17 protein-coding genes and 2 pseudogenes are annotated in these 26,244 nt (G+C 54.2%); 5 read left to right on the top strand and 14 right to left on the bottom strand.

From position 1 onward, the window contains the following. Positions 1-107: 107 nt before the first annotated feature. The 3 genes and pseudogenes from F822_RS14420 to F822_RS14415 form a co-directional block, all read right to left on the bottom strand. Positions 108-515 (bottom strand): hypothetical protein, encoded by a 408-nt coding sequence (locus F822_RS14420; RefSeq protein ID WP_197272840.1) that lies wholly within the window; start codon positions 513-515, stop codon positions 108-110. An 83-nt stretch (positions 516-598) separates the two neighbouring features. Then, entirely contained in the window at positions 599-742 is a 144-nt protein-coding gene (locus F822_RS15515; protein WP_156304440.1) for a hypothetical protein, read from the bottom strand. A 114-nt stretch (positions 743-856) separates the two neighbouring features. After that, a pseudogene (locus F822_RS14415) lies at positions 857-1,362 on the bottom strand (IS3 family transposase); the annotation flags it as partial. Between the two features lie 198 nt (positions 1,363-1,560). Here F822_RS14415 and F822_RS14410 point away from each other — a divergent pair. Continuing rightward, positions 1,561-3,003 carry an anti-phage dCTP deaminase gene (locus F822_RS14410; protein ID WP_025040020.1) on the top strand — a complete coding sequence of 481 codons (1,443 nt, stop codon included), beginning with the start codon at positions 1,561-1,563 and terminating at the stop codon, positions 3,001-3,003. Positions 3,004-3,377: 374 nt separating this feature from the next. Here F822_RS14410 and F822_RS14405 read toward each other — a convergent pair. From F822_RS14405 to cls, 3 genes and pseudogenes are all read right to left on the bottom strand, one after another. Beyond that, positions 3,378-3,749 (bottom strand): annotated as a pseudogene (locus F822_RS14405) (ATP-binding protein); the annotation flags it as partial. Between the two features lie 9 nt (positions 3,750-3,758). Then, the gene (locus tag F822_RS14400; RefSeq protein WP_025040022.1) at positions 3,759-5,213 is read right to left on the bottom strand and encodes a zinc metalloprotease; all 1,455 of its coding nucleotides are present in this window, start codon (positions 5,211-5,213) and stop codon (positions 3,759-3,761) included. 350 nt (positions 5,214-5,563) lie between these two features. After that, complete coding sequence (gene cls, locus F822_RS14395; protein WP_036574741.1) at positions 5,564-6,928, bottom strand: cardiolipin synthase; 1,365 nt, start codon at positions 6,926-6,928, stop codon at positions 5,564-5,566. Between the two features lie 780 nt (positions 6,929-7,708). Between cls and F822_RS14390 the strand changes: the two genes are divergently transcribed. The 3 genes from F822_RS14390 to F822_RS14380 all read left to right on the top strand — a co-directional run bounded on the left by F822_RS14390 (position 7,709) and on the right by F822_RS14380 (position 10,998). Further along, positions 7,709-8,917: a cation:proton antiporter gene (locus F822_RS14390; RefSeq protein ID WP_025040024.1), complete on the top strand. Its 1,209-nt coding sequence runs from the start codon at positions 7,709-7,711 to the stop codon at positions 8,915-8,917. Further along, positions 8,914-10,029 (top strand): YbdK family carboxylate-amine ligase, encoded by a 1,116-nt coding sequence (locus F822_RS14385; protein ID WP_025040025.1) that lies wholly within the window; start codon positions 8,914-8,916, stop codon positions 10,027-10,029. The genes F822_RS14390 and F822_RS14385 overlap by 4 nt, the downstream gene beginning before the upstream one ends. 195 nt (positions 10,030-10,224) lie before the next feature. Further along, the gene (locus F822_RS14380; protein ID WP_025040026.1) at positions 10,225-10,998 is read left to right on the top strand and encodes a gamma-glutamyl-gamma-aminobutyrate hydrolase family protein; all 774 of its coding nucleotides are present in this window, start codon (positions 10,225-10,227) and stop codon (positions 10,996-10,998) included. Between the two features lie 211 nt (positions 10,999-11,209). On the opposite strand, the gene thrC is transcribed toward F822_RS14380, so the two are convergent. The 3 genes from thrC to F822_RS14365 form a co-directional block, all read right to left on the bottom strand. Next, positions 11,210-12,625, bottom strand: coding sequence for a threonine synthase (gene thrC / locus F822_RS14375; protein WP_025040027.1), 1,416 nt, complete (start codon positions 12,623-12,625; stop codon positions 11,210-11,212). 158 nt (positions 12,626-12,783) lie between these two features. Further along, positions 12,784-14,100 carry a homoserine dehydrogenase gene (locus F822_RS14370; protein WP_025040028.1) on the bottom strand — a complete coding sequence of 439 codons (1,317 nt, stop codon included), beginning with the start codon at positions 14,098-14,100 and terminating at the stop codon, positions 12,784-12,786. 124 nt (positions 14,101-14,224) lie between these two features. Then, positions 14,225-15,451: a pyridoxal phosphate-dependent aminotransferase gene (locus F822_RS14365; protein ID WP_025040029.1), complete on the bottom strand. Its 1,227-nt coding sequence runs from the start codon at positions 15,449-15,451 to the stop codon at positions 14,225-14,227. 217 nt (positions 15,452-15,668) lie between these two features. Here F822_RS14365 and F822_RS14360 point away from each other — a divergent pair, with 217 nt between their 5' ends. Then, on the top strand, positions 15,669-16,046 hold the full coding sequence (locus F822_RS14360) for an Mth938-like domain-containing protein (protein ID WP_025040030.1): 378 nt from the start codon (positions 15,669-15,671) through the stop codon (positions 16,044-16,046). Between the two features lie 255 nt (positions 16,047-16,301). Here the strand turns inward: F822_RS14360 and F822_RS14350 are convergent, their stop codons facing one another. The 5 genes from F822_RS14350 to F822_RS14325 all read right to left on the bottom strand — a co-directional run bounded on the left by F822_RS14350 (position 16,302) and on the right by F822_RS14325 (position 26,092). Continuing rightward, the gene (locus tag F822_RS14350) at positions 16,302-18,059 is read right to left on the bottom strand and encodes a hypothetical protein (protein ID WP_025040032.1); all 1,758 of its coding nucleotides are present in this window, start codon (positions 18,057-18,059) and stop codon (positions 16,302-16,304) included. Between the two features lie 67 nt (positions 18,060-18,126). Continuing rightward, a complete protein-coding gene (locus F822_RS14345; protein WP_025040033.1) occupies positions 18,127-18,723 on the bottom strand; it encodes a TetR/AcrR family transcriptional regulator in 597 nt (198 codons plus the stop codon). A 245-nt stretch (positions 18,724-18,968) separates the two neighbouring features. Further along, positions 18,969-20,198: an EAL domain-containing response regulator gene (locus F822_RS14340; RefSeq protein WP_025040034.1), complete on the bottom strand. Its 1,230-nt coding sequence runs from the start codon at positions 20,196-20,198 to the stop codon at positions 18,969-18,971. 453 nt (positions 20,199-20,651) lie between these two features. Continuing rightward, the gene (locus F822_RS14330) at positions 20,652-24,830 is read right to left on the bottom strand and encodes a PAS domain S-box protein (protein WP_036574744.1); all 4,179 of its coding nucleotides are present in this window, start codon (positions 24,828-24,830) and stop codon (positions 20,652-20,654) included. Continuing rightward, positions 24,827-26,092, bottom strand: a complete 1,266-nt coding sequence (locus F822_RS14325; RefSeq protein ID WP_025040037.1) for an ABC transporter substrate-binding protein — start codon at positions 26,090-26,092, stop codon at positions 24,827-24,829. The genes F822_RS14330 and F822_RS14325 overlap by 4 nt, the downstream gene beginning before the upstream one ends. Positions 26,093-26,244 lie beyond the last annotated feature (152 nt).

Raw genomic sequence — 26,244 nt, 5'->3', positions numbered from 1 at the left:
ACCTATTATCATTGCCATCCAGGCAAGATTACCCAGCTTAAGGTTCCGGATGGGATCATCTTTCGCTGCCTTGAAGCCCGGTTTGCGCTCGTCGATGAATTCCATATTCAGGTAACGGGCAAATATGGCACGGAGTAACAACGCTTCCCTGAAATCTGACCAGACAGGTGAAACATCGAACTGAAAACGCTTCCCTGACACCTCCAGCGTGCAAATTTTTTGTGAGAAGAGTCCCCTCTGTTAGATATTATTCTTGCAACGATGCTCGCGCGGGTGATCTCATTCCACTTGTATGCATACTTTATTTTGGATTGCGTGATAGCAAGCCCCTGTTCCGAAACTTCGATCTCCTCCACCGGCACACTAATTGTGAAATAGCTGAAGAGGCTTCCGCGCTGCGTATTTGGCAGTCCTACAAACCGCAATGGTCTCGTGGCCAGATCGAAGACCGGCACATCGTCCACCATTAAGTTGGCTTGCTCCCACTGAACGATATTTTCATAAGTAAAATCCATAGACAGAATCATTCCAGTTTGCGTCTGGTAATTATCAACGACCCTACGGGCACTGCTGTAGAGCTCCGCATACACCAACTGATTTACCGCATGCACAATGACACCTTGTTCGCCGGCGCCTGCGCAATTGCCAACCCAATCAGATCCTTTGCATTACCGAGATCCTCCCCTTCTATGCACTCGCGGGCCATGTCGAGCAAGTCGCGGCCTGACGTTTCTAAAGCCATCGCATTCCTCTATTTTCTGAGCATACTTCTGGGCAAACTGTTGATAAACCCTCCGACCGTTTGAATACCGCCCCCTGAATCGCCCCGAGTTTCATGGAGACTGTTTGGTTTAAGTTAGACGTCTACCGTTGCCTTTTCAGCCAGTTGCTGATAATAGTTTATCTCAGCTTCAGCCGGCGGAATGTAACCGATAGGTTCGAGTAACCGGTGGTGGTTAAACCAGGATATCCATTCCAAGGTCGCCAGCTCCACAGCGGCCTTGGTTTTCCAGGGTGCTCGGCAATGGATCAGCTCGGTCTTGTACAGCCCGTTGACTGACTCAGCCAAGGCGTTGTCGTAGCTGTCTCCCCGACTGCCTACGGAAGGCTCAATCCCAGCTTGGGCAAGGCGTTCGTATAGTGAATGGAGATGTATTGCGATCCTCTGTCGCTATGATGCACCAGAGCATCGGCTTGCTCGGGCTGGCGAGCGTAGAGTGCCTGCTCCAGGGCATCGAGCACGAAATCCGTGCGCATGGAACTGCTCACGCGCCAGCCCACGATGCGCCTGGCGAACACGTCAATCACGAAGGCTACATACAACCAGCCCTGCCAAGTCGAAACATACGTGAAGTCTGAGACCAGGAATACCCATACTCGGTAATGGGTGTACCTAAGTCCAATTGTTTGCTCAGCCATGAAAAATTAAAATCGAAGCTACAAAATAGATCTCTGTTTACCTTTCTTTATTGATCCGCCTGGAGCGAGTGATACGCGACCTCAATCTGACAAGAAAGCGCATTTTCTGCGTAAACTAATACTTAAACAAAAAAAAACCCAATGATCTCAAATTCTTCAGAGAGTTGTGAACTAATAATTGGCATTGTCGCGCCCGTTGGGGTGAACCTAGATGATGTTCAGAATCGGCTAAAGTCTCTTTTTGAGAGATTTCAGTATAAATTTAATTTCATTCATGTTAGTAAGCTTTGCCAGCCATATTTAAAGAACCTTGAGGTCCCAAAAACGGAACTCGAGCGACTTGATAACGGAATGAATAACGGGAAAACTCTCCGTGGGCTTTATAAGCGAGGTGATTTTTATGCTCTCCTAGCAATCAACGCTATCAATAACGAAAGGATCAAGATTGAGGGAGGACCTCAACCATTAAAAAGATGGGCGCACGTGATCCGGTCCTTAAAACATCCTGACGAGGTGGAGACACTGAGACGTGTCTATGGTGATGGTTTTTTTCTACTAGGCGTATCTTCAAGTATCACTAGTCGTAAAAACTATCTTCAAAATTTAAAAGGGGTGCCAGACAGCGAGGTTGATCGACTGATCGACAGAGATGACAAGGAAATCGGGGATTACGGTCAGCGAACCCGGGACGTTTTCAAATTGGCGGATGCATTCGTGACGACCGATGACGCAGAAGGTCTTTCCAAGCAACTTTTAAGAATATTGAATCTTTTATTCTCAGCTCCGGTAATTACCCCGACAGCCGATGAGTATGCCATGTTTATGGCATATGCAGCATCACTAAGATCAGCCGATTTGTCGAGACAAGTTGGTGCAGTAATTTCTAATTTGCACGGTGACATCGTCGCCACCGGTGCAAACGACGTACCCCGGTTCGGAGGCGGGCTTTACTGGCCTACTGAGGATGAAAAGAGAGACCACATATTAAGCGAAGATTCGAACGAAATGGAGAAAAGAGACATCATTTTGAGAATCATGATGAAGCTTTATCCAAATTGTCGAAAGGATGAGGAGAGCTTAATAGCAGAGGGGAAAAAAATCCTCAGGGATACGGGGATACTCAACATTTCAGAGTACGGACGTGCTGTTCATGCCGAGATGGAAGCAATCATCTCGGCTGCGAGAAATGGGATATCTATCAGAGGGAGCACCTTATACTCTACTACTTATCCATGCCACAACTGTGCTAAGCATATCGTAGCAGCTGGGATTTCTAAAGTTAGATATATTGAACCTTATCCCAAGAGCTACGCAACAAAACTTCATAACGATTCTATTGAAGCGAGCGGTAAAGACGACAAGGAAAAGGTACAATTTGAAGCGTTTGTTGGAATAGGACCTAGAAGATTTGTAGATTTATTCTCTATGGGCTTAAGTAGTGGACGAAAACTTATAAGGAAACAAGATGGGCGCTTGACAAAGTGGGAGCCTGGCACAGCACAATTAAGAGTTCCGCTAATTCCTTTATCTTATTTGGAAATTGAGCAGATTATGAATAGTGAGCTAAAGCAACTCATCCCATAGAAATAATTACGAGTGACCTCAGACGAAAAACTCATCCGTGACCTTGAAACACTTCAGGAGAGCATCCGTAGCGATTGGCAGAATGTGGCAAGAGGGCTCTCGACTCGTCTGAAGTTATCGATCACATTCAGCGGTGTGTCAAGGAGCTTAACGAGCTACTCGAACGCTATAGCTAAGAGTAGATTAAGTGCTAATTTTTTGAATAAGTCCCTAGGAAAACACTGATTTAAGCCCTGACTGTAGAATGCTTGAGTCATCCCATTCTGGACAATATTTCGATGAAACGCCAGATGTCAACAACGATTTAAAACTGATACACCCCCATTACGTTCGCATACTACTTGTGCGCTTGGTGCGATCTCCCGCTTACTCTTTACCATTCCCGCCGCACGCTGATTTTTGAGGCGGTAGCTCTCACCGTTGATCGGCACCATGCGCGCATGGTGCAACAGGCGGTCGAGTAGTGCGGCGGTGAGCGTGGCGTCCTGGGCGAAAGTGGCATCCCACTGGCCGAACGGCAAATTACTGGTAACAATCAAACCACCCTTCTCGTAGCGGGCTGCGATCACCTGGAAGAATAGATTGGCTTGTTCATGGTTCATGGGCAGATAGCCGATCTCGTCGATGATGAGCAGGCGATAACTATTGATGACCCGGTGCATCACGCCCTTGAGTTGATTCTGCGCATGGGCGGCGGTCAGCGTCAGCAACAGATCGGCAGCGGTGGTAAAGCGCGTCTGCAACCCCTGGTATCTCTACTTCAATGACGTACCCTTGTAAGCGTTCCATGTTGCATCAAGTGATCGAAGATTTTCACGGAAAATCGCCAGAGCCTCTGCGCTCGGGCGATTTCCTTTTCTATCGTGCTCTTCGATTGACCGAGCATAGCTCAAGACGGAATTGGCATCGGCGGATTCGGGTACGCCAAAACTCTTCAGGATGGAACTCAGTGATTGCTTGGCGGTGCGGTACTCTACAAGGCGTTGTTCCTTGACCGGATCGCCGAACCGAGCGGTTGAGACAAGTACCCCTCCGTTAATCCAGCTGACTGCAAAGACAAAGTTTGCGCCGCCGTTATAGATATCAGCCGAGGTCAGAACCAGGAATTTGAGCGGTGCCTGGAGCGAAAAGTCGATGTAATCTTCAACTGCTGTAGTCAGGGAGGAGACTTCCCATTGCTTGCCGTCAACAAGGCCCCGGATTCGGGTGTACGGCGGCAATTGTATCGGTCGCGTCACGGTGCAGACTGGAATATCCAGTTCACGCGCAATCACATCTCCAACCGCGTCAACCAGGCTGTCGCTTATTAGCTCACCCACACGCAAGATCACAATCGTCGTTCTGTCGATTCCTTCCATGCGCTTGTCCAATTCGCAACGCGGGAGGGGAGCAATGATATGCTCCTGTGACCAATATGGGCCATCCCACTTGCGCGCAAACATTGTATCGGAGAGATGTTCATTCTTCCCTATCTCGGGCGATAGCGCAGCAAGCCGTTCTCGCACATCTTTCTGGTAGGGATTGAGATGCAGCGCGTCCAGATAGAACCTGATTGCCTCTCCGGTACTTCCTTGTTCATCAAGCATACGGGCATGAGCGGTTACCCAGTCATAGTGGTGTCCCGCAGCGATTCCATCGCGTAGTGCCAGGACTCGCTCCGCCGCAAGCGCCGCGCGATGTGGGTTGACCGGATTCAAGTAGGGGTGCCGATCCTGAATCCCGACAATCAGCAGCATCGCCGCAGGCAGCAGTGGAAGACCCCACCAGATGAGCCGCAGCCGCGCGCCCGGACTCGAAATAGCAAAAGGCGAGAGATAGAGGATAAACCCCAGCAAGGCAACGACTACAGCCGGCCAGCTTTGGCTGGAGCGGAGTGAGACGATCTCGCTCGTATACAGCACCCATGCCAATGGAGCAAGGATACAAAATGCCAGCAGCCCCGCACATTCGCTCATCTGTTCCAATCGAGATCGCCGGTTTGTCTCGCCGATACCCGGCCCGTCACCGGAGTTTTGCCGTTTCCCGACAATTTGCGCCACCAGATAAGCACATCGCGCGCCCACGAACGATGCGACGAGCCAGAATAGGCTTTCTCCCTCCACTGCGCCATAGAGGATCAGAACGATGGCAACACCGATTAATAACCGGTACCCTTTTTCGGTCAGCCACTCGACTGCGGCCAGCAGGAAAGACACAAAGGTATTACGCATGACTGGACCTCATTGTCTCTGCCGATATTGATCGATCATTGAACTATTTTAGTGATGGTCCCGTCGATGATGGTGCGGCACATGCACCCGTAGCCGTCGTATGCCGGATTGGCCGCAGACCGGCCTTGCTGGCGCTTCTCAATCGGTTATCGGCATCGTAACCAAAGTCCCAGTACCATCGCTCGTCAAATTGCCGTTGCCTCGTAGCCGAGCGTGACTCCCGCGGTTAAGAGAAATCCATAGCGTGGTCTATGGACGCTGCGCAGGTAGCGAAAATGGCCGCAAACTGACCACCAGCACTCGGGTAGGCTCGCAGAGCCGCCTAATGAATTATCTGGGTTTAAGACATACTATAACCGTCGAGCCAGCAAACTCGCGCCAAATTCCTTTATGCGCGCAATAATCGAACGCTGCCGCCATTTTTCCAATGTGACAAGTCGGGAAGATTTAATATCTTCGTCGAACAGCGCTTTCATTTGCGTACCAAACTCTTGACCAAGGACAACCGCATTAATTTCCTGATTGTGCTCCAGGCTGAGCCAGTCAAGATTGGTCGAGCCTATGGTGGACCAGACACCATCGATCAGGGCGGTCTTGGCATGCAATAAAGCGCCCTCCCGTTCATAAATCTTCACGCCGGCACTCAACAGTTCGTCATAATAGGAGTGCGACGCATACAAAACCAGATTCGAATCGGTTTTGTCTGGTAACAGCAATCGCACGTCGACGCCGCGCTGCGCTGTACCCTTCAATGCAGCCAGTAACCTCGGATCAGGCACAAAATAAGCGGTAGTGACATATGCGTAGGTTTCAGCGCTGTTTATGGCGGATAAGAGCGTAACGTAGATAAGGCTGTAAGACTCATCGGGAGAGCTGCCGATGGCACGCACTACTTCGTTACCCCTCCTGCCTATCCGTGGAAAAAAGGATTTCGACGCTAGCGGCTTACCCTTCTGTTTTTCCCAGGTCGCCAGAAACAATTTCTGGAAATCACTAACGACGGGTCCTTCGATACGGAGATGCGTATCGCGCCACGGTTGGATATCCTTGGTATTCGATTTTGACCTGAATGATCCGCTGGAATATACGCTGCTGATATTGACGCCACCTACAAAGGCGATCTGGCCATCAACCACGAGCAGTTTCCGATGATCACGGCCCAATTCCAGTTTCTTGCGAAATGTCAATGGGTTGACGGGGTTGAATTCCAGTACGTTGGCGCCGCTGTCGATCAACGGCTTGAAGAATTCTTCAGGTGTAGCGCCCGATCCGATGCTGTCGTAAATTAAATTGACTTGCACGCCCTGTTTTTGCTTTTCGATCAATGCAGCGGCGAAGCGGCGGCCAACCTCGTCGTCCTCTATGCTATAGGTTTCCATGTTGATATGATGCTTCGCGCCCTGTATTGCCGCATACATCGATTTGTAGGTGGTGGGCCCGTCAACCAACAGCTTCACATTATTGCCCGTCATCAGCGGGCTTCCCGAGAGCTGCTCTGCCTGGGCAAGGTGCCTGGTAAAGATATTGGTTTCAGGGCCGCCGTTTTTGAGATTGGCCAGGACAGCCTTACTTTCCTGGATAGAGAGCGCACCGCGTGCGCCATCGACTTGCACCGGACGGTTTGCATGTACCGTTTTATCTGGAACTGAAAGGGAGCCGCAACCAGCCAGCAGCATGATCATGCAAAGACTCACTGCACATTTCGGAGCTGTCATGATTGAGCCTTCTTAGGTTTGCGGTACAAATAGCCGGTTTTTGTGGGGTTGGCGATTTTTACCAAATCAGCAATTTTGGGAGTGATGCTTCTCTTGCCCATGGAAAATTTTACCTAAACAATTTAGCTTGTGAAGGGTAAGTAGCAAGAATCGTTCCAAAGCCTATCAATCAAATGGTTATCGGTAAGAACCAGAGTAACGTGTGAAGTTCCTCGACATGACCTGACTGAAGAAATACAGGTATTGCATGGCATTCCATTCGCCTCGTCTGTCCCGGTAAGAGGCTATGAAATTTAAAGCTGAAGGTTTGATCCTACTGTCCGATGACCGGGATGGATAGGCCATTAATTCGTCCTGAGCGGCCATGAAAGTCACTGGATAGGTATACGGTTCCATTTTCGTGCCGCCCTCTGCCCCGTCTGGGTAGGCACAGTTCCTGCCTTGAAATATATCAAGCGGCAGACGTGCGCCAACGCTGGTTATTGCACCACACGCAATCCGGCGCGTGCTGATTTTCAGTACAGTCGATTACAGCAGACGTTTCCTCTTCGCATTCATGGTTTATAATTCACCCACATCTCTTCCAGATAGTTTATTCAGACCCTCGCTAACTAACCTCGCCCGTTATCTGTAATCCTGGGGTTCAGTTTGAGGATACCGTAAAGTTTCCAAAGTACAGACCGAACATCCGCATTGTCCTTAAGGAGACCGGATGCATCTGACAATAACGTTCGCGGTTGACGGAACAGCCCTATTTCGGCTGTTTCCCCGCATTGTTTCATGAACTGGCCCGCATACCTGCCTTTTTGGCCGCTAGAAGTCAGCCCCGCTCTCTGGCTTGCGTTGACGCTGGTTGCAGCCGTACTTGTGGGTGAAGCACTGGTACGTCACCTGCGATTGCCGCGTATCGTCGGCTATATCGGTATCGGCGCGCTGCTGGGCCCTGGCGGCCTGGGCTTTATCCCACCATTGCCCGTCACTGAATGGCGGCTGGTAGTTGACCTGGCGCTGGGCATCCTCTTGTTCGAACTGGGCAGCAAGGTAAATCTGCGCTGGCTGAAAGCCAATCCCTGGATTGCCGGCACAAGCCTGCTTGAATCCACCGCCACATTCGCCGTTGTTTTCTCAATGCTGAGCTGGTTTGGTGTTGCCAATATTTCTGCCGCGGTGGTCGCTTCCATTGCAATTGCCACCTCACCTGCCATTGTGGTACGCATAGTCACCGAATCACGCGCTCAGGGTCAGGTGACGGACCGGCTTCTGCTGATGACCGCGCTCAATTGTATTTATGCTGTCATCTTCCATAAACTGGCCGTCGCCGGCATGCATGGCCAGGCCGGCACCAGCGTCATCCATACGATATTGGCGCCGTTTTATCTCTTGGGGGGGTCCGCGCTACTGGCCTGGTTGTTCGGCATTACCTTCGAGCGAATCCACCATTATCTCGGGCAGCATGAGGAAACCTTTTCTTTCGTCCTGTTCGGCATGATTGCGTTTGCGACCATCATGGCGTCAACACTCAAGCTCAGCCCGATCCTCGTCCTGCTGGCTGCCGGCCTTATAACGCGATACCGGCGGCAGCGCCCGCGGACTTTCCCGCCGCACTTCGGTTCCGCCGGCGCCGTTCTGGTCGTGTTAATGTTTATCGCTAACGGCCTCGCGTCCGACCTCAGCGGGTTGCGTGACAGTTTTCTGCTGGTCTTGCTGCTTATCACGGCACGCGCAACAGCCAAGCTGCTGGCGGTACTGACATTGGCGCATTACAGCGGCATCAGCCTGCGTCAAGCCATGGCCCTGGGGATTGCCCTGATACCCATGTCGAGTGTTGCGCTGCTTCTTACATTGGATACGGCGGTGGACTTCCCCATGTTCGGTTCAGGGTTGGGGCTGGTAATGATGAGCTGCATCGTGATACTTGAGCTTGGGGGCCCCATTCTGGTCCAGATGGCCTTGCGAATGGCCGGGGAAACACCGGAGAAAAAAACATGAGCCTGATGCCCTTCGCGCCCTCCAGACCCTTGAGCATCGGGGTGGAGCTGGAACTGCAACTGCTCAGCTGCAATGACTATAACCTGGCGTCTTCGGCTCCCGATATATTGCGCCGGGTTGAGAAACGTGCGCATCCCGGCGAAATAAAACCGGAAATGACCCGCAGCATGATCGAGATCAACACCTCGGTGCAACAGGAATATACCGGACTGGTCGCGGAACTGCATGCCTTGCGCGACGTTGTATCCGAGGCGGGACGCTTTCTCAACGTCGCGGTTGCAGGTGGCGGCACACACCCGTTCCAGCACTGGAGCGAGCAGAAGATTTTTGATGCGCCGCGCTTCCATCATCTGTCCGAGCTGTACGGCTATCTGGCCAAACAATTCACCATATTCGGGCAGCATGTCCACATCGGTTGCCCTGGGCCGGACGAAGCGCTTCACCTGATGCATATGCTGTCGCGCTACGTCCCGCATTTTATCGCGCTGTCGGCCAGTTCTCCGTTCGTGCAGGGGCACGATACCGGGTTCGCCTCGGCACGCCTGAACTCGGTATTTTCCTTCCCGTTGAGCGGGCGGGCTCCTTTCGTACTGCGCTGGGATGAATTCGAGCGATTTTTCGGCAAGATGACCGGCACCGGCGTGGTCGAATCAATGAAGGATTTTTACTGGGATATCCGCCCCAAGCCAGAGTTCGGCACTATCGAGGTGAGGGTATGCGATACCCCTCTTACCGTTGAAATTGCCGCTGCCATTGCCTGCTATATTCAGGCGATGTCCCGTTACATCATGGTGGAGCAGCGCACGCCGCCGGAAGAGGACGATTATCTGGTTTATACGTTCAACCGCTTCCAGGCCTGCCGTTTTGGACTCGAAGGTGTTTTTATCGATCCGCGTACCCATGAGCAGCGCAGCATTCGTGAAGATATCACCGATATGCTGGCGCGCATTGCGGACCATGCCCGGGAATTGCACGCGGTGGAAGCAATGGACCGTGTTCGCGAGATATTACGAGCAGGCAATGGCACAAGCTGGTTGCGCCGGACCTATGCGCGGGAACATTACCTTGCCGATGTCATGCAACTGCAGGCAGAGTTGTGGATGGGAAAGTAATTTTTATAGCGTGATGCGCCAGCATACGGCTATTGTTAAGTATAAAGAATACCGGCTGAACGTTAAAATAGCGGGGTGATTTCAGGCAGGGTGCAAAAAAGGCAAATATATATTTATATGTGGCGAAGAACACAGCAGGAATGCGGCAATCTAATTATTCTTGATATTCCTTTATGTACCCTACCCAGACTCTAAATGACGCGCCCGTTACTTATCGGATTGTCACCGCGTATCCTGCATCAAGCACCTGCAGAATTAGGTTTCCGCAATAAAACCCTGCAATACCTCGAACAAAGCGTCGCCCACTGGATCATGCGCCGCCGTGCCCTGGCGTTCATGCTGCCCGCTATAGAAACAGGCGGCGTCGAACGCTCCAGCGTGCGCATCAGCGACTATGTCAGGGAAATAGATGGACTGGTGCTGCAAGGGGGAGCGGACGTCAGTCCGATTTCATACGGCGAAACGCCGGTACGGCCCGAATGGTCGGGAGATCGGGTGCGCGACCTTTATGAAATGGAGCTCTTCTGGGAATGTGTCGTACAGGGGAAACCCGTACTGGGCATTTGCCGCGGGCTACAGCTGATCAACGTGGCATTGGGCGGAAGCCTTTATCAGGATATCGCCACCGAGCACCCAAACGCTATCTCGCATGTCGACCAGGCCCTGTATGATCAGCATCGCCATCCGGTTCTAATCGAGGAGAACTCCCGATTGGCAAAGCTGTACGGTGAGGGTTATCAACATCTCGTCAACAGCATCCATCACCAGGCAATCAAGCGACTGGGACGGGACTCGGAGGTCGAGGCAGTCTCCAGCGATGGCATTATCGAGGCAATACGCATGCGTGGGACATGCTATGTGACCGGGTTTCAATGGCATCCCGAGTTTCATGGCGGCGCCAGCGAACTGCTCGACTCGGGACCCATACTGGATGATTTTCTCGCCGCCGCTGAAAAGCAGCGCAGGTAAATCGGGTGCCCCATGCCCCCGCACGTTCGCACGCGGTAGGTCGGGCTCTGCCCGACAATCGAAAAAAATGTCGGGCGGAGCCCGACCTACTCCGGCCGGAAAATTTGTGCCAGAGGTAGGTCGGGCTCCGCCCGACATCATGCATTGAATCGCGTAGCTGGCTGCTTTCCACTTGCCGCTGCTTAAAACAGCGGTGCGGTACATCGGTTCCCTAGACCTGTACGGTCTGCTCGGCAATAAACGCCTTGATGGCATCGGCATCGGCATTCATTACGACATATCGCTGCGGCATGCTTTCAATATTTTCATACCCCGCCGGACGCGCCGGCTCCTGGCCGATAGCCTCGATAATGCTCTCGGAAAATTTGACGGGCAGTGCGGTTTCCAGGCAGATCAGGGGCACCCCGGTCTCACGGTGCTCCAGGCCCACCTTCAAACCGTCCGCGGTATGCGGATCCACCAGCATGCCATATTGCTCATATGTTTTGCGGATGGTCGCGATGCGGGCCCCATGATTACTGGTTCCCGACACAATACCGAAGTTCTTCACTTTCTCCCATAATGGTGTAGCGGCGAGATCGAAAGCGCCGCCCTGGTCCACTGACCGCCATAGTTCCTTCACCCTGGACGCATCCCGTTCTGTCAGGTCAAAAATGAAACGCTCGAAGTTGGATGCCTTGGAAATATCCATCGAGGGGCTACTGGTCTGCTGTGTCTCTCCCGTGGCGCGGGGCCGATAGCACCCCGTCCTGAAGAATTCATCCAGCACGTCATTTTCATTGGTGGCAAGTATCAGCTTCCTGATGGGCAGGCCCATCATCCGTGCAACATGGCCTGCACAGATATTGCCGAAGTTTCCCGATGGCACGGCAAACGATACCTGCTCGCTATTCGAACGGGTAGCCTCGAAATATCCTTTGAAATAATAGATGATCTGCGCCGCAATCCGTGCCCAGTTTATTGAATTGACGGTGCCGATTCGGTATCTTTGCTTGAACACGGAGTCGTTGCTGACCGACTTGACAATGTCCTGGCAATCGTCGAATACGCCGCGAACGGCGATATTGAAGATATTCGGGTCTTGCAGCGAAAACATTTGCGCGGTCTGGAACCGGCTCATCTTCCCCTGGGGGGAAAGCATGAACACGCGAACGCTGCGCTTGCCGCGCATGGCGTATTCCGCGCTGGGGCCTGTATCGCCGGAAGTTGCGCCGAGAATATTCAGACGTTCTCCGGTTTTCGCCAGAACGTACTCGAACAGGTTGCCCAGCAATTGCAGGGCAATATCCTTGAACGCCAGGGTCGGTCCGTTCGACAATCGTAGAATGTGCAGCCCTGGTTCCAGCGTCGCAAGGGGCGTGATCTCCTCACTCTGAAACGCTTCAGCGGTGTAAGTCCGCGTAATGATGCCGCGTAGATCGGCGGCAGGAATATCGTCTGCAAAACGTGAAATAATCTCGAACGCGAGCTCCTGATAATTCAGGGCGCGCAATCTTTCCAGCTCGGCGGCGTCGAACTTCGGATAGGTTTCAGGCATCACCAACCCACCGTCAGGCGCAAGCCCACCCAGGAGAATCATGGAAAATTTTTTCGGCGGCATGCCACCACGAGTAGAAATATAACGCATTATTTTCACCACAACAGAATACTGGAACGACTCTCACATATCACTTATGCCGCGCCAGCCACGGCACGAGGCATCGTGCCCGCACGCCGGGGTTACCAACTTGCCGCTGTTGATTGCCGGTATCGTGCGTTTCTGGAAGCACCAAGGATGGTCCCGGATTACTTACTGCTTAAATTTTCCAGCCGGATACGCGTCACCTTACCGGTCGTCAGGGGGAGTTTTTTTATTTTCGCGATCGCGGCATTAATGTTTTTTTCAACCGTCAAGTGGGTGAGCATGATGATATCCACCTGATCTTCACCCTCGCTGGGCTCTTTCTGCACCATTGCGTCGATTGAAATGCCCAGATCGGCGAGTACACGGGTGATGTCGGCCAGCGCCCCGGGTTTATCCATCACTCGCAAGCGAAGGTAGTATGAAGTCTCCACCTCCTCCATCGTCAGGATGGGTGTATCGGAAAGCAGGTCGGGCTGGAAAGCGAGATGAGGAACACGATGTTTGGGATCGGCGGTATGCATGCGGGTCACGTCCACCAGATCCGCCACCACCGAACTGGCGGTAGGCTCGGCGCCCGCACCCGCACCGTAATACAAGGTGGCGCCTACCGCATCGCCTTTTACGACGATCGCATTCATGACACCCTCCACATTGGCTATCAACCGCCGTGTAGGGATCAGTGTTGGGTGAACGCGCAGCTCGATCCCCTTGGGTGTGCGCCGTGTAATGCCCAGCAGCTTGATGCGATAGCCCAGTTCCTCCGCATAGCGGATATCTTCGCGGGTCAATCTGGTGATGCCTTCGGTGTAAACCTTGTCGAACTGCATGGGAATCCCGAACGCGATGGCCGCCATGATGGTGAGCTTGTGTGCGGCGTCAATGCCTTCGATGTCAAACGTGGGATCAGCCTCGGCATAGCCCAGTTTTTGTGCCTGCTTCAGCACGGTATCGAATGTCAGTCCTTTTTCGCGCATCTCAGACAGGATGAAATTACTCGTGCCGTTGATGATGCCGGCAATCCATTCGATACGATTCGCGGTCAACCCCTCGCGCAATGCCTTGATAATGGGGATGCCACCTGCTACGGCCGCCTCGAACGCAACTATTACGCCTTTTCTCTGCGCCGCCGCGAAGATTTCGGTCCCATGCGAGGCCAGCAGTGCCTTGTTGGCGGTAATGACATGCTTGCCGTTCTCGATGGCCTTCAGCGTCAATTCCTTCGCCACGGTATAGCCACCGATCAGTTCGACGACGATATCGATATCCGGATTCGTCACGACTGCATTCGCGTCGGCGGTAACCACGACGTCATCACCCGCGATATTGCGCGCTTTCTCCAGGTCGCGATCGGCGATCATCCGGATGACGATGCCGCGCCCTGCACGACGCGTGATTTCCTCCTGATTGCGTTTGAGCACAGCAAAAGTACCACCGCCGACAGTGCCGACGCCTAGCAAGCCTACATTGATGGGTTTCATGTTGAGTGCAATAAAAAATAAAGTTGGCGGATGGGCTGAGTATTTCGGCGTAGGTTGGCAGTTGGAGTTTATCCCTCCCGCTGCATTTTTACTGTTTTGTTTTTAATGTTTTTTCAGGTTGGGCTCAGGTTCGGCATCGCTTGCGATACCGCTCGAGGAAATTCGCTATGCGGCCGATTGCTTCGGTAAGGTCATCGCTGTTGGGCAAAAAAACCACACGAAAGTGATCGGTGGATGGCCAGTTGAAGCCGCTGCCCTGCACCAGCAGCACCTTCTCTTCCAGCAGCAGATCCAGCGCAAACTGCTCGTCGTCCTCGATCGGATACATTTCCGGATCCAGGCGCGGGAATAAATACATCGCCGCCTGCGGCTTGTAGCACGTAACGCCGGGAATATCGGTCAGTAATTTCCAGGCGAGATCACGCTGCCGCATGAGCCGCCCTGTCGGCATCACCAGGTCCTTGATGCTCTGATAGCCGCCAAGCGCGGTCTGAATGCCGAATTGCGAGGGCACATTTGCACACAGGCGCATGGAAGCAAGCATGGTCAGTCCCGATATATAATCGCGGGCAAATTGTTTTGTGCCCGAAACCACCGCCCAGCCGGAGCGAAACCCGGCAGCACGATAATTCTTGGATAAGCCATTCAAGGTGACAAATAGAATGTCGTCCGCCAGCGAGGCTATCGAAGTGTGCGTGGCGCCATCGTACAGTACCTTATCGTAAATTTCATCCGCATAAATGATGAGCTGATGCTGGCGGGCGATCTCGATAATTTCACGCAACACGTCATCCGGATAAAGCGCGCCGGTAGGATTATTGGGATTAATGACAACGATGGCGCGGGTGTTCGGCGTAACCTTCGAACGTATATCGTCCAGGTCCGGCAGCCATCCGGATTGCTCATCGCATACGTAATGCCGCGCCGTGCCACCCGCCAACACCACCGCCGCTGTCCACAACGGATAGTCGGGCGAGGGGATCAGCACCTCGTCGCCGGTATTCAGCAGCGCCTGCATCGCCATCACGATCAACTCGGAAACGCCGTTGCCGATGTAAATGTCTTCCATCCGCACGTCCTGGATGCGTTTTTCCTGGGTGTAGTGCATGATCGCCTTGCGCGCGGCGAACAAACCTTTCGAGTCGCAGTAGCCGGACGCGGCGGAGAGGTTATGAATGACATCCTGCAGAATCTCCTCGGGCGCATCGAAACCGAACGATGCCGGATTGCCGATATTGAGCTTGATGATGTAGTGCCCTTCCTCTTCCATTTGTCTCGAGCGGTCGAGCACCGGCCCCCGGATGTCATAGCAGACGTTCGCCAGCTTGCTGGATTTCAGGATGGGTTGCATGAATGGAGAAGACCTGGTTGGCAATGGCGCTGGTAAGCGCCGGCAGAAGATGACCTAATGGTGGAGGATTTGAAATTCAAAGCTTTGCGTTTTCCATCGCAGGTACCCAAAAATCCTGCCCTGCGTTGTTCCCCTTAATTGACACAAAAACTTTATCAAGACGCAAAAAAGATGTAATGTTACCCGACACGCCAACCTGCCGCAAATGGAGCCTTACGTGAAGTTGCATCTTTCCGTGTTTTCCGAACAAAATATGTTCACCGGCTACGGGGCCGGATATGTCATGGTCAACAAGACGCGCCATGAGCAAAGCCTGATCGTATTACCCGATCGCCTGATCGAAAATTGGGATGCCAAAACCTTCGAGCAGCTCACGGCCGAGCATTTCGAATTCGTGCTCTCGCTGCAACCTGAAATGGTATTGTTCGGGACGGGAGCCACCCTGCGCTTTCCTCATCCGACACTGACGAGAACACTGATCGAGTCACGCATCGGCGTCGAGGTAATGGATACCGCCGCCGCATGCCGCACCTACAATATACTGACAGCCGAGGGACGGCGCGTGGCGGCCGCGCTGCTTATCCAGACCGAATAAGTCGACAAACCTCCCTGCCAATATGTTCGATCACGCCTCGCTCAGCGATCTTGAACGCTGCCGGCGCGGTGGCGGCGGAGGCGGCAGAGGCGCCGCATGCGCTACGCCATCCGGACACGGCACCAGCGCCGCCCGCCAGGCCCCATACCGATCGAGATTCAAACAGCCATCAATGAATGATGGCTGTTTGTTAAAAAAACAGGATTTTTCGGGATAACCCAGTACCTGCCCCGGTTTTGCATGCTCTACTGCACACTAGCGCCCAAAGCGCGATGCCTTGAGTTCTACATCGGCACGCGCCCAGGCCTTGTTGAAACGTGCCTCGATGAGCGTCGCCTGATCGTCCTTCTTCTGCGCGCGCAACGCTTGCATCAATCCGTAAAGCGCCCATCCGCTGTTGCGATTCCGCCGCAGCTCTTCCCAATACACGGTCTCCGCTTCGGCCGGACGTCCTGCTTCCAGCAAAATTGCACCCAGCGTCAGCCGTGGCGGCGCATTGAATTCCGACGGTTCCGTATATACTAGGGCGTCTTCAAGGCGAACCGCTCGATCAAGGGACGCGATGGCCTGATCGAATTGTCCGCGCGCCGCAGCGATCTCGCCGGCGAGCACGTCGGGTGCAGCACTCAACACGGTGCGCGCGGTATTTTTCGAGAAAAGCGGGAGGTCCAGTGCCGGATCCTTCATGATCTCGCGCAACGCACCCAGTTCCTGATCGGCCTGTTGCAACTGTTGCGTCGCGACAAACGCGAGGCCGCGCACATAGTGCCAGCTTCCTTTCAAAAACGGGTTGGTGGATGGCGGGGCGGGTTCTTCGAGAATTTCCTTCCAGTACCCGAACCTCGCGAGCGCCCAGTACGGCACCATGCGGAAGATCGCCGTCAGCGGCATCGCCTCCAGCACTGCATCGTCTACCTTGCCGGCAACTTCCCGTGCCGATTTGATTGCAACCTTGCTTTGACCATCCCCCGTTGCCGCGAACCAGAGGAAGTGAATGTTATGCGGGTAGTACATCATGGGGTATATCCCCTGGGCGCGGCACTGCGCGATGTAGTCCTCGTCGGCTGCGATGGCAAGCTGATTGCTCTTCATCGAGTCCGCGTAGCGGCCTACACGCTGATAGATGTGCGATGACATGTGTATCATGTGCCCCGCCGCCGGCATCAGCGTCAGCAGGGTATCGGCCGCCTTCTCCGCCCGCTCGGGCGTGTTTGTCGGCTCCATGATGTGAATATACATATGCAGCGCGCCCGGATGCCTGGGATGGCGCCGCATCACTTCTTCGGTGAGCGCCACGATTTCGGCTGTGCCCTCGTATGGGTAGCCATCACGCATCCAGTAGCCCCAGGGACGAAGATCCATCACCGACTCCACATAAAGCATCGCGATATCCGGGTCGTCCGGAAAACGCTGGTGCACTTCCCGCATTGCCTCCGCGTACGCCTTGTTGTTCGCCGTCCGGTTCTCGGTATTCCCCGAGTAACGCTTTTCGAGGGCGCTGATAAGCGCTCTCTCCCTGGGCGATGCCTTGGCCATGAGCGACTTGGCCTGCTGCACGATCTGCAGAGCCTGTGGCTCCTCGTTCGGTTCCATCATCGCATTGATATTGGGGCCGAGCACCAGCGCCTGGCCCCAGTAAGCCATCGCAAGGCCGGGGTCGAGCCGTGCCGCCTCGCGGAATGCCCGGCGTGCCTCGGCATGGTTGAAACCATAGGCGAGATTCAGGCCCTGATTAATATATTGCTGCGCCAACCTGTTGCGCGTGCTGACAGGGAATGTGTGCGTGCCCAGGTTCTGCAGCCTGGGTGCGAGCTGACCATCCGGGCCGGGCTTGTTCGCACTATCGGATTGCACGTAATGCTGGTGACCACCTCCAGATCCCGCGGGAGCTTCGCGCTTTTTGGTCGAGGCTACCTCGCCAGTCCCGGCGCCGGCCTCGGCGAATGCGCCGGGAATACCCGTGACGGCCAGGGCCAGAATGAATATCGTTGAACGGATGGCAGCGGATTGCATGGACACTATCTCCTCTTCTGAAGAATTAACTATATATGACCGGTCGTTTTTTTATCAAGAAAAAAAATCAGGGCCTGAAAAAATCACCGAGCAGATCCTGGCAGCACTGCTTGACCGGTGCGGATGATTTTTCTATTTTCATCCTCAATAAAGCACCCTGCCAGGTATTCGTCAGCAGATCAGCCATCTCTTCCGCAGATTTGTCCAATCTTACGGTACCCTGTTGCTGCGCCTTGGCAAGGCCGGATTGCAATAAATTCCGGTAACGGGTAACGGCGGACTGGAGAGATTTCCGGCAAATTTCGCTGGTATCGCCTATTTCTCCCATCAGATTGCCCATGAGGCAACCGCCTTTAAACTCATTCCTCTCGAGCTCCACTATGAGCTCGTCAAAATAACGCTTTATAGCACCGAGCGCATCATCATCGGCTGCTTCCAGGTGAGCGGTCAGTTGTGCGATGAATGGATTTGCATAGTGTTGAATGACTTCCGCACCAAAATCCTCCTTGCTGCCAAAGTAATTGTAAAAAGAACCCTTGGGAACCTTTACCGCATCCAGGATTTCCTTGAGCCCCGTGCCGTGATAACCCTGGCTCCAGAGCATGGCGACCCCCTGGTTCAGCAGGTTTTCCTTGTTGCTTTCCTTTCTGGTTGCCTTGAGCATGGATCAATAATACGACCGGTTGTATTAGATGTCCACAAAAAATGATATATCCCCTTTATAAAACCCAGGACGCGGCGCGCTACGGTATCGGGCTTCCGGGTTTTTATAACAGCCTCAAGCCATACGGAACGCTGGACGGCGTCACGCCAGATGCACTTCGCACATCCGCTCGCGCGGGCATTTATTCTTCGAGCGGCTTAAGTTTAAGTGGGAGGCAGGAGAAAATCTCGAGTGGGTTGCCCCATTCACTTCGAATCGCCAGCGGTCAAAGACTCCTTTCGAACCCGCTCGCGCCACTTTTCGATCCAGCCAGGCAGATCGGCGGCTAGCATAGGCCGCGACATGAACGTCCCTTGAGCCAGATCGCATCCCGTGCGGCGCAGAAGATCCCAATCGTTACGGTCTTCGACTCCTTCCGCCACGACCTCCATCTCCAGTTGCCTTGCCAGAGACAGGCTGGCGTCATACATTGCGCGTAATGTTTCGTCTTTCCAGGCGCCATGCACGAAGCCCTGGTCGATCTTGAGTTCGTCGAAGGGAATGTCGCGCAGTTGCGCCAGGGAAGAGTGCCCCGTGCCGAAATCATCAATGGAAAGACGAAAGCGCTTCAAGCGCAGCCGCGTCAAAATCTCAAGCGGCGCTCGCGTATCCTGCATCAACCGGGTTTCCGTTACCTCCAGCACCACGTTATGCGCCGCTACACCCAGCTTTGTCGTGATCTCGGCGACAAAATTCAGAAAATCCAGGGATGCCAGATTATCCATCGATACATTGACGGCGATCCGCAATGGCAAATGCGCTTCTTCCCAGGCTTTCACCTGCGTCATCGCTCCCATGAATACCACTCGAGTCAGCTTGTCGATCAGGCCCGAGGCCTCGGCTATGCTGATGAACTGGTCTGGAAAGATGAGGCCATCCACAGGATGCCGCCATCGCGCCAGCGTCTCGACACCGATCAACTCGCCGGTGGCAACCGCTACTTTCGGTTGGTAATAATTGATCAGTTCGCCATTGTCGATGGCAGCCCTCAACTCATCCGAGCTGTATACTTTCTTCGCCACACCGATGGCTTCGGCGGGGGGCGGCGTCCACTTCTCAAGCATGGCGGATAACGCATCCGGTTTGACCGGCTTGTGCAGGTATCCCAGTATCGGGATTTTATGCGCCCGCACCAGTTTCTCGGCGGTTTGCAGCATGCGCTCGTCCTCGCCGCTGATCAGGATGAGGCTACCGGAATAATGCCGATCAACAAGGTGCCGCACAAACTCGATCCCATCCATTTCGGGCATGTTGAGATCCAGCAGGATCAGATTCGGCCGTCCGCTCGCATCAGTTATCTGTTCCAGGGCCGAACGTCCGTTATCGCAAAATATTACCGAGGTAAATCCCAGGTTCAACAGGATACGTCCCAGCAGCTTGAGCATGAAAGACTCATCGTCAAGTACCAGAATATTGACCGCGGATCTATCTGTCATGGCGCTCGCTTTTCTCTCCAGGTCGATAGCTGGAAACTATGCTCATCTGTCAGCCCACTATTCCTCACCGCATCCCTCTCCTGGCGAAGCCGGATAAATTCCGGATTCCCCGGGCTCCGGTGCTAAAACGCGGCAGAAAACTTTATCGTGATAACCGGAGCATAACCCATTCGCCTCGATATTATAATGCTCGTTTGAGCTGATCGTTATTTTGCCTTCTCGAAAAAATGACGCCACTCTCGCGCGGCCATCGGCGGCGCGGGCCAGCATCCAGCAGCCTGTCGGACTTAAAGGAAATCGGCTGCAAAAACGCGTCTGGCCGGTTCATATTTCGCTGCTTTTTCGACCAATGGAATAACGACTGATCTTCAAAATCCGCAAAACCTGCCCTCACCCAGTCACTTTTTTGCTGCGATTCTTCAAACCTGACAGACCGCCAGGACCCCGCTTGCATTAGCCTTGCAATGAGTCGATATATTTATTCACGGCCGTTAACTCCGACTCGAAACGCGGCAATAGTGCGTTTAAAGCCTGAGTATCGCCTGCCTTTCCTGCTTGTTCCATCTCGGCACAGAGTTCGCCCAGCGCCAACGCGCCGACCGCCCTGGCCGACGACTTGAGTTTGTGAGCTGTGGCACCAGCGATGTTCGCCTGCCCCCCCTGGCAAGCACCGCGCAAGTCCGCTGCTATTTTTTCAGAGCTGGTGCGAAAATCTCTCAAAAACTCGCTGGTCACGGTCGGATCATCTCCGACAAGCTCTTTAAGGACATTCACGTCCACCGGTTTTTGCGCCGCCGGCGCTGTGGTGGGGGCCGCGGCGGGGGCGCTGGAAGCTGCGGTGGGCATGGCCGTGGGGGCTGCAGAGATAGCCGGGGCCGCAAGAGACAACAGCTCCGTGGTAGTCGCGGGAGGCAGCCATTTCTGTACTATGGCTTTCAAGTGTGCGAGTTGCACAGGCTTGCTCAGATAATCGTCCATGCCCACCGCACGGCAATGCTCGGCCTCACCCTTGAGCGCATTGGCAGTAAACGCAATAATGGGTTTTCTGATTTTGCCTTGCTCGGCGAGGCGAATGGCTGAGGTTAACTGATAGCCATCCATCTCCGGCATATGCAAATCGGTGAGCAGCAGGGCGTAGTTGCCGCTCTCCCAGCGTTTCAGCGCTTCGCGGCCATCGCGAGCGATATCTGTCGCATAGCCCAGCAACGTGAGCTGTTGGCGGATCACTTTCTGGTTGATTTCGTTGTCTTCCGCTACCAGGATCAGTCGCCCTTCCTTGAGTTCCTTCTCGCGAGACGGCGCAACCACCGGCTCGACCTTGGCAGCCTCCTGCGTCTCGACTTCTTCATGCGCGCGCCCTGCCGCGATAGCCACCGCCCGCAGAAAAGCTTCGCGATGCATGACATCACCATCCAGCGTGACGGTATCGACCATTTCGGAACGCTCATGACGACGGCGGCCGCGCCTGATAACGACAAATCGGGGCTCGATGTCGGGCTGATGATGCCCATGCTCAAGAACTACGAAGTGCGGATCCATATCCGGCCGGGACTGGAAGGCTTCACGCAGCTGCTCGATTGGCGGAACATCGTGACCCGCATCGATAATAAGCAGCCATAAGCCGGGCGGGAGTATTTTTATCCGTTCGCGGGCTGACGCCAGGTTCGTGACGCGCTCGGCAATCGCGCCGCTGTATCTCAAATACACGGCCAGATCGTCCGCCATTCCCTTCTCGTCACCCAGTACCAGGCAGGAAACTCCCGTCAGATCCACCACCTTGTCTCCCGGGGGGGTAGCCGGCAATTGTGCGAACGATACACGTACGGTAAAAATGGAACCCTTGCCCGGCGCGCTTTGCACTGTGATCGTCCCTCCCATCAATTGAACCAGATGATAAGAGATGGCCAGTCCCAACCCGGTGCCGCCATATCGACGGGTAGTAGAGGTATCGCCTTGGGTAAAGGAGGTGAAAAGACGCGCCTTGGTCTCCTCGTTCATGCCAATACCATTATCCGTTACCTGAAACTCCACCGTTACCCGATCCGCGCTATGGTCCGCCAGTAATGCCCGCACCGATACCCTACCGGGCTCTTCCAGTCCGCTCGAAAATTTGATGGCATTATTGGCCAGATTGACCAGCACCTGACGCAAACGGAGCGCATCGCCATAAACCTCCTCCGGAATCGCCGGATCGAGAAACAAGGTAAGCTCCACCCCTTTCCGTGAAGCCAGGCTTTCGAGCATGTTGCAGGCCTTCTCCACCACGGTAACGATCGACGTGGGCGCCTGTTCAATTTCCAGCCTCCCCGCCTCGATCTTGGAGAAATCGAGTATATCCTCGATGATCTCCAGCAAGGCAAAGGCGGACTCCCGTATCAGATCGACCATTTCCATCTGATAGCCGCTCAGGCTGGTTTGCTGCAGTACATCCGCCATGCCGATCACGCCGTTCATGGGCGTGCGTATCTCATGGCTCATGGCTGCCAGAAAAATGGATTTGGCCTGGTTCGCCTGCTCCGCATCAAGCCGGGCTTGCTGCAAATCCTTCAACATACGTACTCTCTCGCTGATGTTGATGCCGGAAGGTATCAGCTTGGCCACCCGGCCTTTGGCATCGCGAACCGGCACAAGCATGAAATCCATCGTCATCACGCCGCCGCCGGCGATGCGTGTCTCGATATCATGGCGCACTATTTCGCCGCCCAGGGCGAGTTTGATGTCTTCGCGAATTTGTGCCTGCACTTCCGGCTTGAAAGAGAACCACGCGGTTTCATCGAGTCTTTTGCCGATGACATCCTGGGGCCGCAAACCGCCTCCCTCCAGCGCGGTGCGATTGATCTCGACCAGGACTCCGTCGGGTGTCATTTCCCCGACGAACGCCGCAAGATTATCCACTATGGCGCGCAGGCGCTGCTCGCTTCCCCGCAAGGCCTGCTCCGCCTGTTTACGGTCATGGATATCGCGCAGAATAGCGGTGAAGTAGCGCTTTCCCCCAACGAAGTATTCGCTGACCGCGACATACAGATCGATAGGCTGGCCATTCTTGTGCCGTCCCTCGACTTCCCGACCCATGCCGATGTTATGTACTCCCTCGACTTCGAGCGTGAGAATGTGATCGAATTCACAGCGGCCCCTTCCTGTCCGGTAATACCTTTTGATGTAATCGTCATGGCCGCTGCGATGGGGTTCTGGCATGAGTATCGACACACTCTGGCCGATCGCCTCCTCGCGCGTGTAGCCGAAAAGTTTCTCAATTACCGGGTTGACTGAGCGGATAATGCTTTTGTCATCGATGGTGACGATGCAATCCACCATATGTTCGACAACGGAACGTGTTTCCTCTTCCTTGCTTGCCAGGATGGCATTGGCCCGCTCCAGTTCGGCAGTGCGCGTTGCGACCCTGGTTTCCAGATCCTGATTCAGCTGACGCAGATCGTTTTCAGCCAGGTCCCGTTCGCGATTGCTGACATTCAGGCGCTCGGTCATCGTGTTGAACGTACTGGCGAGTTTCCCTATCTCGTTCCATCCCTTCACGGGAACACGCTGCTGCAGATTACCCGCGGCGATGTGCTGGGCGCTATGGCTGAGTTTTTTCAACGTGGTAACGACGCGGCGGCTGAATAAAACCGCACCCAGCACGGCGATCAGCAGCGTAAGGCCGAGAATCAGCAAACTGAAAGTCTGGACGCGTTTTACTGAAGCAAATACCTCGTCCGCATCCATTTTGACCTCTATGCCCCAGTTCATGCGTGGCAGGTACCGCCACGCAGCGACTACCTCCTTGCCGCGATAGTCCATTTTCAGACCGCCCCCGCGTTCACCGTACAAGCCGTTGTGGATCGCTGTCGAAAATGGCGGATTATGGAGGGGTATCCTGAGCTCCAATGCTGCATTGGGCTCATGCTTCAGCGGTGCCATTACCAATGCGTTGTGCTCGTCCAGAACCCGCGTGACCACCGTTTCGCCACTCGCTCCCAGTCCCACGTTGTCGGTTACCACGTTAAACACGCGCTCACTGTAGAATTGCAACGCCACCACCCCTTCGAGCTTTCCCTCAACCACGATGGGAATCGCCATGAACGCAGTGATCGCTCCGCGGGATGGCGGATAATATCCGAAATCCGATACTCCACCCTCCAAGGTGTCCAGCGCTGTACGTGTAATTCTGCCCAAGCCGCTGTCTCGATAGGGACCCGTGATGAGGCTGGTGGCAAAATCCGCTTCATGAGCCTGGGTATAGACGATTTCACCTCGAGTGGAAATCAGGAACAGATCGTAATAACTGGCATCCTCGACAAAGCGTTTGAAATGTTCGCGGTAAAATGCATCCAATTGGCGATACGCCTGCGAGTCAACTCCATCATTGGCGTATGCGACGGCAAATTCACGCATGGCTGTGCGTGTGGTGCCGGAGATCTGAATAACCTTGGCATCGAGGATACGTTCGCGCAGGTAACTATCAATTTGTTCCGCTTTCATATCGGCCATCGCCGAGACTTGCTGGATCGCAGTTTTCTGCGTCTCGGTTTCGAAAGTACGCAACAAGCTGTAACCAATGACCAGGATGGGGAGCAGAGAAACCGCCGCGAACCAGATCGCGAAGCGTTGTGTGAGCGATGTAAACCTGATCATGGTTGAGAACCCGGGGCGATTCCAAGCAGATTGTCCCACTCTTCACGAGAGCGGTACGCGGGGAATGGCGCCGGTTCGAGCGGCCGCCCGGAATCCCAGACGACGTCGATCTGGCCGTCTTCACGGGATTTGCCGACACGCGCCACTTTCCAGACATGGCGTGTAATCGGGTCGAGTGAGACTATTCCTTCGGGCGCGAGCAGACTCTGACGCAAAACGGTACGCTGCACCTTACGCAAATCGCCTGAGCCCGCCTCGAGCGCCGCCTGGACCCACATTTGCACATTGATGTAAGAAGCTTCAGCCGGGCCGTCGAGCAAGGCGCGCTCGCCGAAGCGGTCACGGAATCGTTTTGCGAAAGCTTGATTCTCATGAGTGGGAATAGTCCGGAAATAATTTCGTGCGACGTAGTGACCTGCCATCGGCGTGGTCTCCACGCCTTTCAACTCCACCTCGGTGACACTGAACGACAAGACCGGCATCGTAGCAGCTACAATTCCGCTCTTTTTAAGCGCTTTAAAGAATACTTCGTTATCGGGGCCACTGATCGTATTAAATACAAGATCCGGCTGCCGCTCCGCAATATCCGCCACCAGATCGTCCATGTCGGCGGCCCCCAGCGGAAGATAGCGCTCACCCACTGTTATCGCGCCATGCGCACCCACCAGATCCTTGATAAGGATACGCAGCACCCGCGAAAAGAAGTAGTCCGACCCTACCAGATAGACGCGCTTGCCATGCTTGACCGGATCGGCCTTCTTGCCGAGATTGGCCAGCGCCCAATGCACTGCGGGCATGACCAGCTGGTTGGGTACAGCGCCGCCATAGATGATATTCCGCGACTGCTCCATGCCTTCATACCGCAGCGCGTAAAAGAGCAGGTGATTGTGTTCCTCGACGACTTGTTTCACTTTTTTCCGGCAGGCCGTTGTCCAGCACCCGAACAATGCCTGTACGTGTTCTTCAGTAATCAGGCGCTCTGCTTCCTGGGCGCAATGCACAGCGTCAGACCGGCAATCGGCTGCTACAGCCTCGATTTTCCGCCCCCCGATACCGCCCGCCGCGTTAGCCTCTTCGATGGCAAGCTGGATCGCATTGATCAGTGGTTTTTCAGCCGTCGCCATAGGCCCCGACAGAGAGTGGAGCACACCGATCCTGATGCTCGGTTTTCCGCCCGAGTAATGATGCCAGACCAGGGCACCGCCGATCAGCAGGACGACTAGCAAAACAGGGGGCAGGCGCGATCTTCGGCTGGTATTCATTGTTCCTTTTCGTGGATACGGGTAATCACGAAGGCTCCATGGCGTCTATGTTTCTATCATAGACACAATAGCTGCGTTATGAAACAAGTCAGAGAAATCTCCTATGATAAGTTCGGCCATGTGGGTCGTTGCAGGCAGATATGAGTCCGGTA

The organism is Nitrosospira briensis C-128 (assembly GCF_000619905.2).
In the GTDB taxonomy this organism is placed as follows: domain Bacteria; phylum Pseudomonadota; class Gammaproteobacteria; order Burkholderiales; family Nitrosomonadaceae; genus Nitrosospira; species Nitrosospira briensis.
Note: the sequence above shows the minus strand (reverse complement) of the source record. Positions and strands in the feature narration are given on the sequence as shown.

What these genes read in the sequence shown, in the direction of transcription:
- F822_RS14325 (WP_025040037.1), bottom strand. Translation starts at nt 26,092, where the DNA reads ATGAATACCAGCCGAAGATCGCGCCTGCCCCCTGTTTTGCTAGTCGTC.
- thrC (WP_025040027.1), bottom strand. Translation starts at nt 12,625, where the DNA reads ATGCGTTATATTTCTACTCGTGGTGGCATGCCGCCGAAAAAATTTTCC.
- cls (WP_036574741.1), bottom strand. Translation starts at nt 6,928, where the DNA reads ATGACAGCTCCGAAATGTGCAGTGAGTCTTTGCATGATCATGCTGCTG.
- F822_RS14370 (WP_025040028.1), bottom strand. Translation starts at nt 14,100, where the DNA reads ATGAAACCCATCAATGTAGGCTTGCTAGGCGTCGGCACTGTCGGCGGT.
- F822_RS14340 (WP_025040034.1), bottom strand. Translation starts at nt 20,198, where the DNA reads ATGACAGATAGATCCGCGGTCAATATTCTGGTACTTGACGATGAGTCT.
- F822_RS14420 (WP_197272840.1), bottom strand. Translation starts at nt 515, where the DNA reads ATGGATTTTACTTATGAAAATATCGTTCAGTGGGAGCAAGCCAACTTA.
- F822_RS14400 (WP_025040022.1), bottom strand. Translation starts at nt 5,213, where the DNA reads ATGCGTAATACCTTTGTGTCTTTCCTGCTGGCCGCAGTCGAGTGGCTG.
- F822_RS14410 (WP_025040020.1), top strand. Translation starts at nt 1,561, where the DNA reads ATGATCTCAAATTCTTCAGAGAGTTGTGAACTAATAATTGGCATTGTC.
- F822_RS15515 (WP_156304440.1), bottom strand. Translation starts at nt 742, where the DNA reads ATGGCTTTAGAAACGTCAGGCCGCGACTTGCTCGACATGGCCCGCGAG.
- F822_RS14380 (WP_025040026.1), top strand. Translation starts at nt 10,225, where the DNA reads ATGACGCGCCCGTTACTTATCGGATTGTCACCGCGTATCCTGCATCAA.
- F822_RS14385 (WP_025040025.1), top strand. Translation starts at nt 8,914, where the DNA reads ATGAGCCTGATGCCCTTCGCGCCCTCCAGACCCTTGAGCATCGGGGTG.
- F822_RS14390 (WP_025040024.1), top strand. Translation starts at nt 7,709, where the DNA reads ATGAACTGGCCCGCATACCTGCCTTTTTGGCCGCTAGAAGTCAGCCCC.
- F822_RS14365 (WP_025040029.1), bottom strand. Translation starts at nt 15,451, where the DNA reads ATGCAACCCATCCTGAAATCCAGCAAGCTGGCGAACGTCTGCTATGAC.
- F822_RS14330 (WP_036574744.1), bottom strand. Translation starts at nt 24,830, where the DNA reads ATGATCAGGTTTACATCGCTCACACAACGCTTCGCGATCTGGTTCGCG.
- F822_RS14345 (WP_025040033.1), bottom strand. Translation starts at nt 18,723, where the DNA reads ATGCTCAAGGCAACCAGAAAGGAAAGCAACAAGGAAAACCTGCTGAAC.
- F822_RS14350 (WP_025040032.1), bottom strand. Translation starts at nt 18,059, where the DNA reads ATGCAATCCGCTGCCATCCGTTCAACGATATTCATTCTGGCCCTGGCC.